At 42.8% G+C, this 20,022-nt stretch carries 15 protein-coding genes; 10 read left to right on the top strand and 5 right to left on the bottom strand.

Translation table 11 applies throughout. The annotated features are described in order from the left end of the window. Positions 1–141: 141 nt before the first annotated feature. The 4 genes from adk to L2740_RS14835 all read left to right on the top strand — a co-directional run bounded on the left by adk (position 142) and on the right by L2740_RS14835 (position 4,165). Positions 142–786 carry an adenylate kinase gene (gene adk / locus L2740_RS14850; RefSeq protein WP_248950916.1) on the top strand — a complete coding sequence of 215 codons (645 nt, stop codon included), beginning with the start codon at positions 142–144 and terminating at the stop codon, positions 784–786. Between the two features lie 162 nt (positions 787–948). Continuing rightward, on the top strand, positions 949–1,944 hold the full coding sequence (hemH, locus tag L2740_RS14845) for a ferrochelatase (protein ID WP_248950915.1): 996 nt from the start codon (positions 949–951) through the stop codon (positions 1,942–1,944). Between the two features lie 265 nt (positions 1,945–2,209). After that, complete coding sequence (locus L2740_RS14840; RefSeq protein ID WP_248950914.1) at positions 2,210–3,514, top strand: inosine/guanosine kinase; 1,305 nt, start codon at positions 2,210–2,212, stop codon at positions 3,512–3,514. 105 nt (positions 3,515–3,619) lie between these two features. Then, the gene (locus tag L2740_RS14835) at positions 3,620–4,165 is read left to right on the top strand and encodes a sugar O-acetyltransferase (protein WP_248950913.1); all 546 of its coding nucleotides are present in this window, start codon (positions 3,620–3,622) and stop codon (positions 4,163–4,165) included. A gap of 162 nt (positions 4,166–4,327) precedes the next feature. Here L2740_RS14835 and L2740_RS14830 read toward each other — a convergent pair whose 3' ends face one another. Continuing rightward, the gene (locus L2740_RS14830; protein ID WP_248950912.1) at positions 4,328–5,656 is read right to left on the bottom strand and encodes a dicarboxylate/amino acid:cation symporter; all 1,329 of its coding nucleotides are present in this window, start codon (positions 5,654–5,656) and stop codon (positions 4,328–4,330) included. Positions 5,657–5,873: 217 nt separating this feature from the next. Between L2740_RS14830 and L2740_RS14825 the strand changes: the two genes are divergently transcribed. Continuing rightward, on the top strand, positions 5,874–8,357 hold the full coding sequence (locus L2740_RS14825; RefSeq protein WP_248950911.1) for an Ig-like domain-containing protein: 2,484 nt from the start codon (positions 5,874–5,876) through the stop codon (positions 8,355–8,357). Positions 8,358–8,432: 75 nt separating this feature from the next. Here the strand turns inward: L2740_RS14825 and astB are convergent, their stop codons facing one another. Next, positions 8,433–9,770: an N-succinylarginine dihydrolase gene (astB, locus tag L2740_RS14820; protein WP_248950910.1), complete on the bottom strand. Its 1,338-nt coding sequence runs from the start codon at positions 9,768–9,770 to the stop codon at positions 8,433–8,435. Between the two features lie 336 nt (positions 9,771–10,106). Here astB and topA point away from each other — a divergent pair, with 336 nt between their 5' ends. Beyond that, complete coding sequence (gene topA / locus L2740_RS14815) at positions 10,107–12,797, top strand: type I DNA topoisomerase (RefSeq protein WP_248950909.1); 2,691 nt, start codon at positions 10,107–10,109, stop codon at positions 12,795–12,797. A gap of 291 nt (positions 12,798–13,088) precedes the next feature. On the opposite strand, the gene L2740_RS14810 is transcribed toward topA, so the two are convergent. After that, entirely contained in the window at positions 13,089–13,865 is a 777-nt protein-coding gene (locus L2740_RS14810; protein WP_248950908.1) for a hypothetical protein, read from the bottom strand. A gap of 226 nt (positions 13,866–14,091) precedes the next feature. Between L2740_RS14810 and cysB the strand changes: the two genes are divergently transcribed. Further along, entirely contained in the window at positions 14,092–15,066 is a 975-nt protein-coding gene (gene cysB, locus L2740_RS14805) for an HTH-type transcriptional regulator CysB (RefSeq protein ID WP_248471267.1), read from the top strand. A gap of 88 nt (positions 15,067–15,154) precedes the next feature. On the opposite strand, the gene L2740_RS14800 is transcribed toward cysB, so the two are convergent. Then, complete coding sequence (locus tag L2740_RS14800) at positions 15,155–16,531, bottom strand: L-serine ammonia-lyase (RefSeq protein ID WP_248950907.1); 1,377 nt, start codon at positions 16,529–16,531, stop codon at positions 15,155–15,157. Positions 16,532–16,925: 394 nt separating this feature from the next. On the opposite strand from L2740_RS14800, the gene nagZ reads away from it, so the two are divergent. The 3 genes from nagZ to L2740_RS14785 all read left to right on the top strand — a co-directional run bounded on the left by nagZ (position 16,926) and on the right by L2740_RS14785 (position 19,023). After that, entirely contained in the window at positions 16,926–17,933 is a 1,008-nt protein-coding gene (gene nagZ, locus L2740_RS14795; protein WP_248950906.1) for a beta-N-acetylhexosaminidase, read from the top strand. Positions 17,934–18,005: 72 nt separating this feature from the next. Beyond that, positions 18,006–18,545 carry an alpha/beta hydrolase YcfP gene (gene ycfP / locus L2740_RS14790; protein WP_248950905.1) on the top strand — a complete coding sequence of 180 codons (540 nt, stop codon included), beginning with the start codon at positions 18,006–18,008 and terminating at the stop codon, positions 18,543–18,545. 202 nt (positions 18,546–18,747) lie between these two features. Next, positions 18,748–19,023: an acylphosphatase gene (locus L2740_RS14785; protein WP_248950904.1), complete on the top strand. Its 276-nt coding sequence runs from the start codon at positions 18,748–18,750 to the stop codon at positions 19,021–19,023. On the opposite strand, the gene L2740_RS14780 is transcribed toward L2740_RS14785, so the two are convergent. Then, positions 19,020–20,021, bottom strand: a complete 1,002-nt coding sequence (locus L2740_RS14780) for a peptidoglycan binding protein CsiV (RefSeq protein WP_248950903.1) — start codon at positions 20,019–20,021, stop codon at positions 19,020–19,022. The genes L2740_RS14785 and L2740_RS14780 overlap by 4 nt on opposite strands. Position 20,022: the final 1 nt, after the last annotated feature.

The raw sequence follows: 20,022 nt of genomic DNA, 5'->3' as shown, positions 1-20,022 counted from the left end.
CGAAGGACAAATGACTTCAAAATGGCGGCCATTTATGCGAAGATCGCCGCCCTAAACATATAATACCCATCACGCTGGCGGCTTTTTGCTCGCTTCTAGACGATGTGGGTATCACAGTGCGAAATTAAGAGGAAGATTCAGATGCGCATTATGCTATTAGGTGCCCCAGGTGCCGGTAAAGGTACTCAAGCCCAATTCATCATGGAAAAGTACGGTATTCCTCAAATTTCAACAGGCGACATGCTACGTGCAGCCGTTAAAGCGGGTACGCCACTTGGCCTAGAAGCTAAGAAAGTGATGGACGCTGGTCAGTTGGTATCTGATGAGCTAATCATCGGTCTAGTTAAAGAGCGTGTTGCTCAAGATGATTGCGCTAAAGGTTTCCTATTAGACGGTTTCCCACGCACGATTCCACAAGCTGATGCAATGGCTTCAAGTGGTATCGCACTTGATCACGTGATTGAAATCGACGTACCAGATGAAGAAATCGTTAAGCGTATGAGCGGTCGTCGTGTTCACCCAGGTTCTGGCCGTGTTTACCACATCGTATTCAACCAACCAAAGGTTGAAGGTAAAGATGACGTAACAGGTGAAGACCTAGCTATCCGTCCAGATGATGAAGAAACAACTGTACGTAAGCGTCTTGATATTTACCATGAGCAAACTAAGCCACTAGTAGAATACTACGGCGCAGTTGCAGCTAAAGGCGACGTAACTTACAACAAGTTTGACGGTACTAAGTCTGTTGCAACAGTTAGCGAAGAAATCGTGACTGTTCTTGGCTAATACCTAGCATCAATTCCATAGTCTCTGAGTATAAAAAATACTCGAGTGAATATGTGTTTATGAGCTAGTTCTCATATTTTAAAAAGCCCATGAAAATGGGCTTTTTTTATGCGTTTTGCGGTGATAGCCTGAGCTGAATATCTTGCTAAAAAGAGAATTCATGTGAGTGACTTAGCCCCTCCATTCGGTGTGTTATTAGTTAACTTAGGTACGCCTGATTCACCGACCGCTCCTGATGTAAAAAAATTCCTCAAACAGTTTTTAAGTGACCCTCGTGTTGTTGATCTTTCACCATGGATTTGGAAACCGATCTTAAACGGCATCATTCTAAATACTCGCCCAGCAAAAGTGGCCAAGCTGTACCAATCTATTTGGTGGGATGAAGGTTCACCGCTGATGGTGATTAGTCAAAAGCAGCGCGACAAACTCAAAGTTCAATTACAGCAAACCTTAGGGCAAAGCATTCCTGTTGAACTCGGTATGAGTTATGGCAACCCGTCTTTGCAATCGGGGCTGGATAGCTTAAAGGCGCAAGGCGCTGAAAAGATTTTTGTACTGCCACTGTATGCGCAATATTCTTGCTCTACAGTTGCTCCGGTTTACGACGCCATAGCTGAGCTTTTAAAGGCAGAGCGCAACATCCCAGAACTGCGTTTCAACAAGCAATACTTCGACCATGCGGATTATATTAAGGCATTAGCCGAGTCGGTAAAAAACCATTGGCAAGCTAAAGGCCAAGCACAGGTTTTATTAATGTCGTTTCATGGTGTGCCGCTACGTTACATTACTGAGGGCGATCCTTATCAAGCTCAGTGCCAAGCAACAGCCGAGTTGTTAGCAGAAGAGCTTGGTTTAACTAAGGAGCAATGGCGCATTTGTTTCCAGTCGCAATTTGGTAAAGAAGAGTGGATTGGTCCTGCAACAGATGGGCTACTTGAGTCTCTGCCAAAAGAAGGTGTGAAGTCGGTTGATATTATGTGCCCAGCGTTCTCTTGTGATTGTTTAGAAACCCTTGAAGAGATCTCGCAAGAAGGTAAAGAAGACTTCTTATCGGCTGGTGGGGAACGGTACGAATTTATTGACTGTTTAAATGATTCTGAGCCCCATATCGAGTTATTGGCTAGAATTGTTGAGCAGCAAACAAAAGGCTGGAATTAATTTTTCTGACTTCTATAGTGATTTCAGCTAGCGAAAGAGGTGGCGTGTGGTAAAATCCCCCACCTTTTTGCGTAGCTAGACCATTTAACTCACTATTTTGTTTAACTTGTGACAAAGATAAACAAATCGGGGAGCGTGAATTTCTATTATGGTCTGCTGTTGCAAAGTGTTGTGCTTGTTTATGCGAATTTGTATAAACAGGTTGAGATAACTTACCCGTTTTAATTTATATTTTGCATGGATGCCGAATGAAAGAGAGCTCTATATGAAGTTTCCAGGTCAGCGTAAGTCTAAACATTATTTTCCTGTTAAAAATCGCGATCCATTGCTAGCGCAGTTGATCCAACAGCCTTTACCAATTTCTACTTATATTTCTGGTATCGATCAGACTTTAGTGGATATTGAAGCGAAAGTGGAAGATGAGTTATTGACTCGATACGAGCTGCCGAAAGGTAACTCAACCTTGATTGACGATGACAAGGCCCATGCACTTTATACTGAGCTAAAAACTAATGAGCTGATCAGCGATGAATTTGCTGGTGGCACGATTGGTAACACAGTACACAATTATTCTATCTTAGCTGATGACCGCTCAGTATTATTTGGCGTGATGAGTCAAAATATTGAAGTGGGCAGTTATGCTTACCGTTACCTATGTAACACTTCATCTAAAGTGGATTTGAACTACCTGCAACCGGTAGCGGGTCCTATTGGTCGTTGTTTTACGCTAATTTCTGAGTGCGGTGAGCGTACGTTTGCGATCAGCAAAGGCTCAATGGATCAATTAACACCGACATATATCGATAAAGCAGTTGTTCAGGGCGGTTCAGCTCTGATTTTAACGGCTTACTTGATGCGTGCTAGCGGTGGCGATCAAATCACTGACGCGGCAATGACAGCGATTAACTACGCTAAAGAAGCTGAAGTGCCGGTAGTATTAACCCTAGGTACGCGCTTTTTAATCGAAGAAGACCCAAAGTGGTGGCAAGAGTTCATTAAAGAGCATGTCACTATTCTTGCAATGAATGAAGACGAAGGTGAAGCTCTCACTGGCTTTAGCGACCCATTGCTTGCGAGCGAAGCGGCACTTGAGTGGTGTGATATGGTGTTAACTACAGCTGGTCCTTTAGGGCTTTATACAGCGGGTTACACTGAAGATTCAGAAAAGCGTGAGACTAGCCATACGTTATTACCAGGCTCTATTCCGGAATTTAACCGCTATGAGTTCTCGCGTCCTAAACTAAAAGCAGACTGCGAGTCGCCACTTAAAGTTTATGCGCATATTTCTCCTTATATGGGCGGTCCTGAAATTATCCGTAATACCAACGGAGCAGGCGATGGTGCGTTAGCGGCACTATTGCATGACTTGGCTTCGAACACTTTCCATAAAACTAATGTGCCGGGCTCTAGCAAACATAAGCGTGATGGTTTGTGTTACTCATCATTCTCGCAAATTTGTAAGTATGCTAACCGCGTCGCTTATGAAGTACTTGCGCAGCACAGCCCAAGACTGTCTCGTGGCTTACCTGAGCGTGAAGATAGCTTAGAAGAGTCATACTGGGAAAGATAACGCTAATCGCGGCTATAGGCGCTATAAACAACATAAAGGCATAACTTGGAGAGCAGGTTATGCCTTTTTTAGATCGACCCTAAATACCATAAGAAAAATGATGCTATGACCGAATACGAAAAAATGCTCAATGGTGAAGTGTTTGCTGGTGCAGATCCTGAGATTTCAGCAGTACGAGACAACGCCTATTTATTACAAAAGCAAATTAATAATAGCTTAGGCTTTAGCGAAACTCAGTGCTTGATGAAGCAGTTACTTAATATCGGTGAAGGTTCGATTGTGCGTGAGCCATTTAATTGCGAGTTTGGTAAACAAATAACCATAGGCAATGGTAGTTTTATCAATATGGGCGCAGTGATGCTTGACGGCGCAGCAATTACCATTGGTGATCACGTGATGATTGGCCCTAACTGCCAATTTTATACCGCATCACATGAGGTTGACTATATGAGCCGACGTCGCTGGGAAACCTATTGCTTGCCGATCACTATTGAAGATGATGTGTGGATTGGTGGCAACGTGGTGATTAATCAAGGTGTGACTATTGGTGCTCGCTCAGTGATTGCCGCAGGTGCGGTAGTCAATAAAGATGTTGCAGCAGATACTATGGTTGGCGGTGTGCCAGCTAAAGTGATTAAGACGCTAAAGTAGTTTTCAGAAGCTTGATAGCCGCTTTAAAATTAATCTTGATGGCTAACATTTTACACTTAGCTGCAATGTGTCGTTTTCAATGTCGCAATTTGATTTTGGATGGGCCAGTAAAATTAAAAGGGCGCTTATAGCGCCCTTTCTAGTTAATCGCTTCAACAGATATTAGCGATTTACCTTAGTTTCTTCAGCGTGAACCTGAGCATTGAATCCTGGGGCAACTTTACCCGCTTGGGTGTCGTTAAATAATGCTTCATCAAACTCACCTTCAGATTTAGCAATAACAACAGTAGCGACAGTATCACCGGTTACGTTAACAGCAGTACGCACCATATCTAGTAATCTATCAACACCGATAATTAGCGCGATACCTTCAACTGGCAGACCGACCTGATTAAGCACCATTGCAAGCATGATAAGACCAACACCAGGAACACCTGCTGTACCAATCGATGCTAGCGTAGCGGTTATTACCACCATCGCATAATCAGTAATTGTTAGCTCAATACCAAATACTTGCGCAATAAATACCGTTGCAACACCTTGCATAATTGCGGTGCCGTCCATGTTAATAGTGGCGCCAAGCGGTAGGGTGAATGATGCAATTTTATTATCTACGCCCATGCGGTGTTCAGCAGTCTCAATGGTTACTGGTAGCGTTGCATTCGAGCTCGCGGTGCTAAAAGCAAACAATTGAACATCGCGGATCTTACGGATAAAGGTGAATGGGTTAAGTCCCGAGAACAGCTTAAGTAAGGTTGGGTAAACCACAAAGGCATGAATAAGCAATACGCCTAGCACGACGAAGAAGTATTTTACTACGCTGCCAAAGGTTTCCATGCCCAGAGTTAGCGCAAGTTTCGCCATCAAAGCAAAGACACCGTAAGGCGCAAGCTGCATGATTAACGTTACAACACGCATAATCACTTCGTTTAGGTCGTTAAACAGCGCTGCAACACGTGCACCACGCTCGCCAATATGAGAAATAGCAAAACCAAAAATCACCGCGAAAATGATGATTTGCAGCATATTACCTTCGCTCATTGCATGTAGCGGGTTAGTTGGTACTAAATTGATTAATACGTCTGAAAGGCTAGGTGCTTGCTTGGCGTCAAAGTGCATCCCCTCAGTCACTAAGCTGGCATTTCCAGGGTGAACTGCAATCGCGATAAGAATCGCCATTGAAAGTGCAATAGCGGTAGTGAATAGATAAAACGCAATGGTTTTACCACCTAAACGACCAACCTTTGATGGCTCACTTAAGGAGCATGTTCCACAGACTAATGAAACAAACACAAGTGGAACAACGAGCATTTTTAAGCTTGAGATAAAGATGGTACCAATAACGTTGAGCACACCTTCGGTTATGTACTCTTTTATAAAATCACTTTCGGGAAACAGATTGCGTAACAGCAGTCCAAGGATAATACCGGCAAGCATGCCGATAATAATCTTACTCGTGAGGCCGAGTTTTTTTGTTTTCGTAGCAGACATAGTGCTTCCTGTTTAATTTTTATGCTTTTCAATTTGCGCATTAAAGCCTAGCAAGAAAGTGCCTCATAGGAAATGCCCGTGAGGTTAAAGTTATAGGTAATTGTTGAAAATAAAAGTGATTTGTTGTGGAAAAGTGATTTGGAGATTGTATAGTGTTACCTAAAAGGTAGCTTGATAGTTGCCACGGATTAGTTCTTGAGTAACAGGGAGCCTGACAATGAAGTCAGCATATAGCATTTTTATTGCTTTTATTTGGTCATTTTTACTCGTTGGTTGTGGCGGCGGAGGAAGTATCTCTAACGATCCAGATGATGGCGGGACGCCAGAACCGACAGAAATCATTAGTGTCGTTCTTTCTATTTCTAATACTGAGTCAATTAAAGCCGAAGCACCAGCAGAAGTTACTGCAGTGGTAACAAGCTCACTTCACGGTGCTTTAGCTGGAAAGCTGGTGACTTTCAAGCTTGATAATAGTGCCATAGGTACTTTTATCCCGGGAATAGGCACTGATAAGACTGACGGCAATGGTACGGCTAAGGTTTTGCTGGCGACTTCAAATATTCCCGGAGCAGGCTCATTAACTGTAGAAGTTGCTGGATACAGTGATATTACGGTAGAGCCGCTAGTGTTTGTAATGGAAGGAGATGGTGGTGAAGTCAATGATGGCGCGTCTATTGTAGTTGTATTAACAGATACGGATGGTGAGCCTATTGATGCAATCACAACGACTATTCCAGGTAAGATCACTGCAACTGTTAGCGGTATCAATAAGCCTTCGATTGTAACATTCGATACAACGATCGGAGATCTTCCTATTAAATCAGCAGTGACTGATGCCAATGGTAAGGCAACGGTTGATATATATGCGGGTAGTTCTTTAGGAGCTGGAGAGGTTACTGCGTCTTTATCAAGTGGTGAAGAGGGAAAAGTTGTTGTAGTTATAGGTGCTACAAACGTTCTAATGGGAAGTGGCACGCCATTCAATGAGGGGGTTGCTAGCGTAAGTGTAGATGAGTTAACTGCAGGAGGAACTGCAACTATCTCGGTTGCAATTCAAGATGATAGTGGCAATCCTTTTACTCAGCCCGTAGATGTCAACTTTTCTTCAACTTGCTCGACCAAGGAAATTCCAGAAGCTGAGATTAGTTCTCCGGTGCCATCGGTTAATGGCGTTGCGACAACAACCTATTTAGCTAAAGGTTGTAAAGGGGATGACGCCATTAATGTTACGGCTAATGCTGGTGGTTTGAACTTAGCTGCAACTGCAACAATTAATGTATTGCCAGCAGATGTTGGTAGTATCGTATTTTTGTCTGCAACACCTCAAAATATCAGTATTCTTGGCACTGGTGGGGTTGAGTCTTCAGTGGTTCAGTTTAAAGTTCTAGACACAAATAGTAATCCTGTAAGCAATCAGTCGGTATCTTTTGCTTTAAATACAGAAGTCGGTGGAATTAGTTTGGATCCAGCTACCGCAACAACAAATAATCAAGGTGTTGCTCAAACAGTAGTTAGAACGGGTACGGTGGCTACATCTGTGCGTGTAACCGCGACTGTTGATGGCTCTAGCCCTGTAATTTCAAGTCAGTCTAGTGAGTTAGTTATTTCAACAGGTATTCCTGATCAAGACAGCTTCTCATTGTCAGCTACAGTTTTAAATGCTGAAGGCTGGGATGTTGATGGCACTGAAGTTACAGTTACTGCGCGTTTAGCCGATGCATTTAACAACCCTGTTCCAGACGGTACAACGATATCATTTACAACCGAAGGTGGTGCAATTGAAGACGCGTGTCAAACAAATAAAGGTGCGTGTAGTGTTGTTTGGACAAGTCAGCAAGCGAGACCTGAGGGCTACCAATTAATCAATGGTGCAGGTTTAATGGTTGACGATCCTAGTGCTGAGTTATCTTTTGACTCTGCATTGGGTATTTATGGTAACCATTACGGTCAAAAGTATGGTGGACGAGCAACGATTACAGCAACTGCTATCGGTGAAGAGTCTTTTCCTGATTTAAACGGTAATGGTCGATTTGATGCGAACGAAGTGACAGCATTTAACACTCAAACTGATGTAAGTGGTATGCCATTTGATTTAGATGATGTGTTTAATGATTACAATGAAGATGGCCGTTTTAATCCACAACAGGCAAATGGGCAGTTAGGTGGTGAGCTAGAAGAATTAGTTGATTTTAATTCTAACGGTGTTTTTGATCTTAAAGACGGTAAATATAATGGTGTTCTATGCGCAGATCCTGTTCATGATGCATGTGCTGATGGTGTCACAGATTCTAAATCGTTATATGTTCGAGGTAGCTTAGTCATTGTTATGTCTGGAAGTACAGCGTTAGCAACTGATCGTTCTCGTGTGTTGATTGTCGATAGTTATAGTGGGTCAGGTGGTTCTTATGACCAAAGTATTGATATTATCGGTAAGGCTACAGGAACCGTTTATTTTACTATTTCAGATCTTCATAATCAGCAAATGCCTGCAGGTTCAAAAGTCAGCTTTACTGCAAGTGCAGGTTCTGTAGTAAGTGGATCTGAGTATGTGTGGCCTAGTACTAACTACAACGGTGGTCGCGAGTTTAGCGTAACGCTTAAAGGTGAAGATGAACCAAACTCAGGTACATTCCTTGTTACTGTCGAAACACCTGGTGGTGTAAAAACTCAAGTGCTTTCTCTTCCTATATCTATTAATTAATGAAAAGCAAAAGCCCCGCAATCGCGGGGCTTTTTATATTACACAATGGCTCATTCTATTTTTCTATTCTAACCATTACTTTTGGAACTGATAAACACTGCCTAACTGCATTATTTGGGTGAGTTCATCTAATGCTGTGCGCGATTCAATTAATAACTGTGGATCTGCTAAATCCTCTACATGTAAACGGTCGCGGTAATGTTTATCAACCCACTGGTTTAATCGAGTAAATAAACCATCATTCATTAACGTGTGTTGATTCACTGCTGCCACTTCATCTTGGTTCATGGCAACACGTAAACGTAAACAGGCGGGTCCACCACCATTTTGCATGCTTTGCTTTACGTCAAAGTAAAGCACTTGCTTAATTGGTGTATCAAGAGTGACCAGCTCGTTAAGGTAGGCAAAAACTGCCGGATTTTCTTGACAGTTTGTCGGCGCAATAATCGCCATCTCCCCCGATGGAAGCGTGACTACCTGTGTATTAAAAAGGTAACTTTTAACCGCATCTTGAATAGCGACTTTAGTGGTTGGCACTTCAATAAAATGCAATGCAGACTCACCAAATTTACGCTTTATTTCGTTTAGCTTGGCTTGGGTATTTAAAAAAGCTTGCTCGTGATAGAACAAGACGTTTTGGTTGCCGACTGCAATAACGTCATTATGGAATACACCTTGATCAATTACATCAGGGTTTTGCTGAATATAAACAGTGCCATCGTCGTCTAGTTGATGTAAACGAGCAACTGCTTGTGATGCTTCCAGTGTTTGTCTTGCTGGGAATTTTTGCGGTTTAGGTGCTGTAGGGTTTGTGGCTTCTTGACCGAATACAAATAATTCAACACCAGCATGACCATACTCACTACAAAGGCGGGTGTGGTTAGCTGCACCTTCATCACCAAAGCTTGCATGCTCAGGCAAATGTTGGTGATGTTTGAAAAAGCGGCTATCGTTAAACGTAGCCTGCAGAATATTACCTGTAGTAGTTGGTTCTATGCTGCGGTGTAGCTTGTCGACTAGATTTGCCGGAGTAAAATGTAGTTTACCGTCACGGGTATCCGCACTCGGTGATACGGTTGCAGCATTTGCTGTCCACATGCTTGATGCACTACAGCAAGCACGTAGTAAAGCTGGAGCCTCTTTGGCGGCTTTATTAAGAATATCGCTATCAGTGCCCGAAAAGCCCATGCGGCGTAGCGAATGTAGGTCTGGGCGTTCTTGTGGTGCCAGCATACCTTGCACTAATCCAAGGTCTGCAAGTGCTTTGGCTTTTTTCAATCCTTGTTTGGCTGCATCTTTTGGGCTTGATGTTGCTGCAGCGTTATTTAATGAGGCGACGTTGCCAAATGATAAACCGGCGTAATTGTGGGTTGGCCCAACGAGTCCGTCGAAATTAGCTTCAAAATGCTTCATTCTTGTTTTCCTTAAGGGTATCTCAGGTTGTTATATCTTTTCTGAGTTGTAATTATTGTGGTCAGTATACTTAAGCGGGGGCACCACACAAGCGAGCCTTATTTAATAAAAACACAGTATTTGCATCGAAATGCACAACTAATACTTGCTTGATGACTAATAATGAAATATTAGTTTTTAAATAAGCACTATTTTTTTTCACATTTATTTCAAAAATGGTTAAAAATTGGTACTCCAGTACAAATAAAAGAGGGATTAGCTTGAAACTCTGTACACAACCCTCTATATATGGAGCCAATTTTCCGATTTTTGAGACTCGTTGGCGCAAATTAATCTATGGGTAAATCGCTAGTAATCGTCGAATCACCGGCCAAAGCCAAGACTATTAATAAATATCTAGGCAAAGATTTCATCGTTAAGTCGAGTGTAGGTCACATCCGTGACTTGCCTACATCTTCGAGTACCGAAGCTAAAGTTGTTAGTAAAACGGCGGCTGAAGTGAAGAAGATGTCTCCAGAGGAGAAGGCTGAATATAAGAGCTTAAAAGCAAAGCAGGCGCTGGTCGCGCGCATGGGAGTAGACCCAGAAAAAGGCTGGAAAGCTAAATATCAAACCTTACCTGGCAAAGAAAAGGTGGTTAAAGAACTTCAAACTCTGGCAGCAAATGCTGACCATATCTATCTCGCAACCGATTTGGATAGAGAGGGAGAGGCGATTGCTTGGCATTTACAACAAGTTATTGGTGGTGACGAGTCCCGCTATCAGCGTGTTGTATTTAACGAGATCACGAAATCAGCGATTCAAGATGCATTTAGCCAGCCATCAGTGCTTGACACTAATATGGTCAATGCTCAACAAGCACGTCGATTCTTAGACCGTGTTGTTGGCTTTATGGCATCGCCACTATTATGGAAAAAAGTTGCTCGTGGTTTATCTGCCGGTCGCGTGCAATCAGTAGCTGTACGATTAGTGGTTGAGCGTGAAAGCGAAATTAAAGCGTTTGTGCCAGAAGAGTTTTGGGATGTACATGCAGAGCTAAATACCCTGACTGATGATTTGCTCAAAATGCAAGTTGTTAAGCATCAAGGCAAAGCGTTTAACCCTGTAAATGAAACTGAAGCACAAACAGCGGTTACTCAGCTATCGCAATCAAGCTTTGTGGTTGCAGCTCGCGAAGATAGAGCAACATCAAGTAAGCCATCGGCGCCTTATATCACTTCAACCTTACAACAAGCGGCAAGTACCCGTTTAGGTTTTGGTGTGAAAAAGACCATGATGATGGCACAGCGCTTATATGAAGCGGGTCATATTACTTATATGCGTACTGACTCGACCAACTTAAGCCAAGAAGCACTTGATAGCGTGCGTGAAATGATTGGCAATGAGTATGGCGATAAGTATCTCCCGGAGTCGCCAATTCGCTACGGTAGCAAAGAGGGCGCTCAAGAGGCTCACGAAGCGATTCGTCCTTCTAACGTAAAAGTTAGCGCAGCTTCTCTTTCAGACATGGAGCGCGACGCACAGCGCTTATATGAGCTGATTTGGCGTCAGTTTGTGTCATGTCAGATGACTCCAGCTAAATATGATGCGACTCGCCTAACGGTAAAAGCTGGCGAGTATGAGTTAAAAGCGACAGGTCGTACGTTACGTTTTGACGGTTGGACTCGCGTTCAAACTGCAATCAAGAAGAAAAATGAAGAAGATAACACCTTACCTTATGTGGCTGAAGGTGATGCGGTAACCCTTAAAGAGTTGCAACCTAAGCAGCACTTTACTAAACCGCCAGCTCGATACAGCGAAGCTTCATTAGTTAAAGAACTTGAAAAGCGTGGTATTGGCCGTCCATCTACTTATGCAACGATTATTTCTACCATTCAAGATCGTGGTTACGTTAAAGTTGATAACCGCCGTTTCTTTGCTGAAAAAATGGGTGAGATTGTTAGTGATAGTTTAGTTGGTAGCTTTGAAGATCTAATGAGTTATGACTTTACCGCAAGTATGGAGCAAACATTAGATGATGTTGCTCACGGTAAGCTTGACTGGAAAAAAGTACTCGATGGATTCTATAAAGATTTCACCAAGCAGCTAGAAGTTGCCGAGTTGCCACCAGAAGAAGGCGGTATGCGTCCTAACGAAATGGTGATCACTGATGACATTAAGTGTCCAACTTGTGGTCGCCCAATGGGTATTCGTACTGGTACTACTGGGGTGTTCTTAGGTTGTTCTGGTTACGCATTGCCGCCAAAAGAGCGTTGTAAAACCACGTTAAACTTAACACCTGGTGAAGAAGCGGTTAGCAGTGGTGAAGATGCTGAAACAGAAGCATTACGCGCCAAACATCGTTGTGGCATTTGTGGCACTGCAATGGATAGCTACTTAATCGATGAAACTCGTAAGCTACATGTTTGTGGTAATAACCCAACCTGTAATGGCTATGAAGTTGAAGCGGGTCAGTTCAAGATCAAAGGCTATGAAGGTCCGATTATTGAGTGCGATCGTTGTGGTAACGATATGGAGCTTAAGAACGGCCGTTTTGGTAAATACTTTGGTTGTACCAACTCTGAGTGTAAGAACACTCGTAAGTTGCTAAAGAGTGGTGAAGCAGCGCCGCCAAAAGAAGACCCAATTCATCTCCCTGAGCTTAAGTGTACTAAGTCTGACGCATACTTTGTACTGCGTGATGGTGCGGCAGGTATTTTCCTTGCTGCAAGCACGTTCCCTAAGTCACGTGAAACACGTGGTCCATTAGTGGAAGAGTTGATTAAGTACCGCGAACTACTATGGCCTAAGTATCAGTACCTAGCAGATGCTCCTGTTGCTGATGATGAGGGTAACTTAGCTTCTGTGCGCTTTAGTCGTAAGACAAAAGAGCAGTACGTAGCAACTGACGTAGACGGTAAAGCTACCGGCTGGTCATCAAAGTTTGTTGATGGTAAGTGGGTTACAGAGGCGAAAGCTAAAGCAAAACCTAAAGCAAAAGCCAAGCCTAAGGCGAAAGCAAAACCAAAAGCTAAAAAAGCCGAGTAAGCATTTGTAAGTTATTCGCTTTAAAAAGCCCCGAATACTCGGGGCTTTTTTGTTGGCGCTTTTTAATTCATAGCTTCGCCTTGAGATGTGTTTATACACCTAGGCTTTTAATACTTGAATACTAATAGGCTGTACTTGAAAGGCCGCAAATGAAAGAGATAGAGATAGCTTAGGAGGCTTTGTGTCTGAGGGCTAAGTCCACCTTCTGATGAAGGCGGAGAGAGCTTGCTTTTGGGTAATTGGAGGTGCTGTTTGTAATGCTAATCGTATCCGCTGTATGAGAAGCTTAAATCACCATTTCCTTTTAGGCTGGAATAACACATCAATATCATCGTCATCACTTTTGCTTTTAACGATAGTCGGCTGGGCGTTTCTTTGTGCCCCTGTTACCTCTTCTAACATAGCTTTTGCTTCTTCAACTTTACGAGCAATAAAAGGGTCATTGGGCGTTTGAGACTTGATTGTGTGTAATGTGCCTAAGGCCTTTGTCACCATTTGTTTTGCCGAACCGTATTGCTTCATAAAGCAAGCAGCACGTCCGCGGGCTAGCATGGAGTCAACGTTAATACGTAGCTGTAAACTGTCAATACGCAACTCTTCTTCACTGAAAATACTGGGCTCAACCTTGCCTTTATTATGCTCTGCGCGCAGTATTGCCTTCATCTTCTTTAAGGTTTGCACCAAAGTGAGTACTTGGCGGTCGTTATCAGGTAAGCGAAATTGCTCAACAGGCGGCGCTGTTTTAGGACTTGATTGTAAGCTCTGAATTTGAGCCTGAAGATCGATCAATCGGCGTTGGTAATCATTGCTTTGAGTAGCGGCAAGTGGCAGAGCACCATTTAACGCCTCCTCCACGCGCTTATAAAGAACTAAAATGATACTCGAAGAGCAGGGGATAAGGCCTGTATTTGATAAAACTTCTTCGGTTTCATCAATGATTGCTCTGTGGCGTGCAAGTTCAGTCCGCCTTTCAGCTTCAACGCGCGCTTTTTGTTGTTGGATGATGCTGATCCCTATTACTAGTAATAGCAATACACCGATCAGAACCAAGACTGAAATCAATATCATAACAGGACCAATAAATTTACAATTCGGTCAATGCTACTATAAATCAACATTATAGGGTAGTAATCTTCATCAAGGTTTCTAGATAAGTGTTTCTTAGCGTTTGACTAATGTGCTATATTCCATTTGATATAATTATCGAGCTATACTATAACAAATAATTATACTTAAATGCGTCATTACTTATTTATTAGACAGGTCATAAACCTGCTACAAGGAAGGATAAAAGATGAAGTTGCAGCAACTTAGATACATAGCAGAGGTGGTGAACCACAATCTCAATGTTTCCGCGACTGCGGAGAATTTGTATACATCTCAGCCTGGTATAAGTAAACAAGTACGTATGCTTGAAGATGAACTTGGCATTCAAATTTTCGGACGAAGTGGTAAGCATCTTACTCACGTTACTCCTGCAGGCCAACAAGTAATCAGCATCGCCAACGACATTCTTGGCAAAGTAGAAAGCATTAAGAAAGTTGCAGAAGAGTATACTAAACCAGATCAAGGTGAGCTGAATATTGCCACTACAGATACTCAAGCTCGCTATGCTTTGCCTCACATTATTCAAGGCTTCATCGACCGTTATCCTAAAGTTAACCTGCATATGCACCAAGGCACGCCGTCACAAATTAGTGAATTAGCAGCTCGAGGTGATGCAGACTTTGCTATTGCGACTGAGGCGATGCACTTATATAGCGACTTGATTATGTTGCCGTGCTATCACTGGAATCGCTCTATTGTGGTGACTCGTGATCACCCATTAGCCGCAAGAAGTAACATTAGCATTGAAGACTTAGCACGTTTTCCATTAGTGACTTATGTGTTTGGTTTTGACCGCGCATCAGAAATCGAAAAATCATTTAATCGCGCAGGGCTAGAGCCACGAGTCGTATTTAGTGCTACCAGTGCAGATGTACTTAAAACCTATGTAAGACTTGGTTTAGGCGTGGGGGTGATTGCATCAATGGCGATTGATGAACATATGGATAAAGATTTGGTGGCAATTGATGCTAGCCATTTATTTGGCCATAGCACCACTAAAATTGGCTTTAGAAAGGGTAATTTCTTACGAACTTATATGTATGATTTTATCGAGCACTTTGCACCGCACTTAACTCGCCCAGTGGTAGAGCAAGCGGTAGCACTTCGCGATGCACAGCAGATTGAAGCCATGTTTAAAGATATTGAGCTGCCGGTTCGTTAACAACCGTTTGTCTTGACTAACTGAATAAAAAACCTCGCAATGCGAGGTTTTTGTTTTTATGGCGTCATGCAAAGTTAACCTATGGTAGTTAACACTCTACAATGTTTACCGCTAGGCCACCCTTGGCTGTTTCTTTGTATTTACTGCGCATATCTTTGCCGGTATCCATCATAGTCTTGATCACTTTATCCAGTGATACCTTATGGTTACCGTCGCCACGCATTGCCATACGAGAAGCATTAATTGCTTTTACTGCACCCATAGCATTACGCTCGATACAAGGAACTTGCACTAGGCCGCCTACGGGGTCACAGGTTAGGCCTAAGTTATGTTCCATGCCAATTTCAGCAGCGTTCTCTACATGCTCAACCGTGCCGCCCATGATTTCAGTTAACGCTGCTGCTGCCATAGAGCAGGCCACGCCCACTTCACCTTGGCATCCGACCTCGGCACCTGAAATTGAAGCATTCTTTTTATAAAGAATACCGATAGCCGCTGCAGTGAGTAAATAGCGACAACAGATGTCTTTATCTACTTCTTGCACGAACATATCGTAATAGCATAAAACGGCTGGAATAATGCCTGCAGCGCCATTAGTAGGAGCGGTAACAACACGATCGCCTGCAGCATTTTGCTCATTAACTGAAAGCGCGAATAGGTCAACCCAATCCATAGCGGTTAACGGATCAACACAGTTTTTACCTTCAGCTTTAAGGCGACGATACAGCGATGGTGCACGGCGTCTTAATTTTAATCCGCCAGGCAACATGCCCTCTTTTAAATAGCCACGTTCAACGCAGTTTTTCATCGTTTGCCAAATATGCCAAAGCTGCTCTTCAATTTCGTCACTATCGGCAATGCTTAGTTCGTTAGCCATCATTAGCGATGAAATACTAAAACCGTTTTCGGTACAAAGCTCTAATAGTTGTTGTGCTGAGTTAAAGTCATAGGGTGCGGCTTTAATTGGTGTTGCAGGTGAGGCGTCTTGAGCTTGAATTTCATCTTCATCGAGAATAAATCCACCACCAACAGAGTAATAGGTGCGTTCATAAATACACTCGCCCGCTTTATAGGCGTATAACGTCATGGCGTTGGCGTGTGCAGGTAAACTTTTGCGTCTGTGATAGGTGATACCGTTTGCACGGGTAAAACGCACTGCACGACCGCTGGCAAGTAGTAGACTCTCATCATCGCTAACTTGTTGTAAAATTGCATCAATATTGTCGGTGTCAACAGTATCTGGCGCTTCGCCCATTAGGCCTAAAATCACCGCTTTACCTGTACCGTGGCCTTTACCTGTTTGGCCTAAAGAGCCAAACAATTCCGAGCGCAATTCATCTATCTCATCTAGATGACCAAGTGCTTGTAACTGGTTGATAAAAACATTGCCGGCTTTCATTGGGCCAACGGTGTGAGAACTTGACGGCCCTATGCCGATCTTGAACATGTCGAATACACTAATCATGTTAAACCTTTATCGCTCTAGTCGTTATAATTATAACCAACTTCACTAAGACACTACTGGATGGAGGAATGACGCTATTCTTGGTATATTTCAGCTATCCAGTAAGTAAAAAACAATGCTTGTGGTTAATCTTAGTCGCTTGAATTATTGGTGTAAAAAAAGTATCCCATACTTTGAAGTCATCTTTAGCATTAGTTTTTTTGTATGCAATTTTAGAGTATTAGATAAACTAATTGTTTTTTAGTTGTCGCTATATTGTGTTTGCTCCAGCTTAATCTTGTATTAGTTTAGGATTAACATAAGGTTATTAACTATTTTTAGCTTAATCCCTGCTGTTGTTTTATTCTGTATTAGTTAGGCTAGATTTTATCTCGATAAAAAATTTGAGGGTTATATGAGTTATTTGATGTTAGATATCGAGTCCACAACGTTAGATCAAAGAGAATCAGCGCAGTTAACTCACCCTATGGTCGGCGGCCTTATTCTATTTAGCCGCAATTATGTTGATCGCGAGCAGCTCATAACGCTGGTCAAATCAATCCGCGCTATTCGCCCTGATATTCTAATCGCAGTGGATCATGAAGGCGGCCGTGTGCAGCGTTTTCGTGATGGCTTTACGGTATTACCAGCTATGGGCGATATCTTACCCGCTGCAAAAGGCGACATGGTTCAGGCTAAAGCTTGGGCTACCGAGCTTGGATATCTAATGGCGATTGAATTATTAGCTGTCGATATTGATTTAAGTTTCGCACCAGTACTAGATTTAAATGGTATTAGCCAAGTGATTGGCACTCGTAGCTTTAGCCCTGAAAAAGGCGAAGTGATTGAACTTGCGAGTGCGTTTATTGATGGTATGGAACAAGCGGGTATGTGCGCTGTTGGTAAGCATTTTCCAGGGCATGGCAGTGTTGCAGCAGATTCTCATATTGCTAAACCTGTTGATGAGCGTACTAAAGATGAAATTTTTGCAGACGATATGCAGCCATTTTCAAATTTAATCGCTAAAAATAGATTGCAGGGTATTATGCCTGCACATGTTATTTACCCTAAAGTTGATAGCCAGCCTGCAGGTTTTTCATCATTTTGGCTACAAGAGGTGCTGCGCCAGCAATTATCATTTAATGGCGTTATTTTTTCTGATGATCTTGGTATGAAAGGGGCTGCTGTTGCTGGTGGTTATACTGCAAGGGCGCAGGCTGCATTAGATGCAGGCTGTAATATGATTTTGGTATGCAATGAAAGCGCCGGCGCAACAGAAGTGCTAGCTGGCGTAAATTGGCCAACAGACGATAAAGGGTTAAGCGCCAATTTACTTAAGCCGGATCATAAAAAGGTAGCATTAGCGCTACAAGATAATGCGCGTTGGGAACATGCTAAGGCAATTGCTAAAAGTTTGATTTAGCGCAATATGGTTTTAAGCTGAGCTTGCTAGGTTGGCTTATATTAATTTAAGAATTTGGTATTTGGGGGCAATATGATCCTTTACCTTCATGGGTTTGATGCAACAAGCCCTGGCAATCACGACAAAATGCGTCAGTTGCAGTTTATCGATGATGATGTGCGCCTTGTGAGTTACAGCACGTTGCATCCAAAAAATGACATGCAATATCTATTGAACGAAGTGAATAAGCAAATTGCATCATCAGGCGATCCTGCACCTTTGATTATAGGTGTGGGTCTTGGCGGTTATTGGGCTGAGCGAATTGGTTTTTTAAATGGCATAAAGTCGGTACTAGTTAACCCTAACTTAGCACCACAAGATAATATGGTTGGAAAAATTGATCGACCGGAAGAATACGCTGATATTGCCAATAAATGTGTTAAAGGTTTTCGCGACAAGAATAACGCGAAGGCTCTGTGCATTCTAGCCCGTAATGACAAGGTGACTGATAATCTGGCTACAGAAGCGTTGCTTAAAGACTTTTACCCAATAGAGTGGGATGATGAGCAACAACATAAGTTTGCGTCTTTAGCGGCTCATTTACAGCTTATTAAGACATTTAAAGCCGGCTAAACCGTGACTCATCTTAAAAGCTGCAATTTGTAGCTGCATAATTTTAAATCATTATATAAAGCCACCAATTGCGTTAGCTGTTGGTGGCTTTTTATGTCTATTGAACCTTTCTGTTCAAAGAGTGCTAATTTAAGCGAATGGTAAGATTGGTATTATACTGATCACATATAGTTAAGTGCCGTTGAACTGCAAGGAATACCTGATGAAACGTGTTGTGATAAAAGTGAAAGGTAAGGTACAAGGTGTTTCGTATCGCCAGCATACTCTAAAGCAAGCAACAGCTCTTGGCGTGACAGGTTACGTGAGTAATTTAAGCGATGGCTCGGTACAGGTTTTAGCGCAAGGCGGGGAACCCGCGGTGGATAAACTGATTAGTTGGTGCTACGTCGGTTCGCCATCTTCACTTGTTGAAGATGTGTTTGTAGAGGAAGATGAGGCAGATGAGATCTACCTCGACTTTTCAATTATCCAACTTTAAAAGCTTGCGTCTGGCAGAGCTGCGGTATCTGCTTGAGGCACTGGCTCTGCAACTCGTGCAGTTGGATGCTCCATTTTACGAATTTGAATAATCATACCCATTTTCGGGTGGTCAAAGTAATGCACTTCATCACTGCGAACGCGTCGGTTTTGGGTCATTGGAATAGAGTATAGGAACGGAGTGGTCACTTCTTGTGAAGCTGTTTCCACTGTATTCGAATCTGCGCGCAGTTCACTGCTCGCCAGTGTAACGGTTTTACTGCCCGCTTCGCGTAACCTAAAGTCGGTTTCAATAAACAGGTAGTGTTGTAAATAGATATTTATCGTGCCGTCAAACTTCCAAACAGGCTTTTGGCTGTTATTAGAAAGTTGAGAGCTGAAAAATTCAAAGTTACCAAACTCTGAGCTATTGTTGTTCGCCTCTATAGGCTGACCGTTAAACTCATACTCTTCTGAATAATCATGGCCGGAAAAAAGCTTAACCGGAACAGCGCGATTACGAGGAAGCATAGATTGCTGCCAAGTCATATGCAGCAAGCTACTGGTGCCTTTTTCGCGAGAAATGGTGGCCATAATATCTTTAAACTGACTTTGGCTTTGAGCTAATAGTACAGCACCATCACCTAAATGTGCCACAGCTGGACTTGGCGCCGAAATTTGCATCGGTACATCTGCCATTGCTTTATGTTTGGCACTACTCATTTGTTCGTTGCAATTTACGCTATCAGTTGCCCAATCTGTAGAAGTACAACCGTTTAGGCCCATGCTCACTGCTGTGAGGTCGGTACTAATTAACGGGGTAATAAAATCCACAGTCTTACGGTTTGATTTGGTCGCGGTTTCAGTCGGCCATTGCTCGGTTGTAGGAACATCGCGCTCGAAGATATAGACTTCGACCTCAAACCAGCGCTCTTCAGCCGCAAATGTATTCGCTGCAAAGCCAGATAAAAGGCTAACAGCTAAAGCTGCGCTTAGTCTGTTTTTAGATAGTCTTAACACG

Source organism: Shewanella pneumatophori (assembly GCF_023283895.1).
Classification (GTDB): domain Bacteria; phylum Pseudomonadota; class Gammaproteobacteria; order Enterobacterales; family Shewanellaceae; genus Shewanella; species Shewanella pneumatophori.
This window is presented reverse-complemented; position numbering and strand designations above follow the sequence as displayed.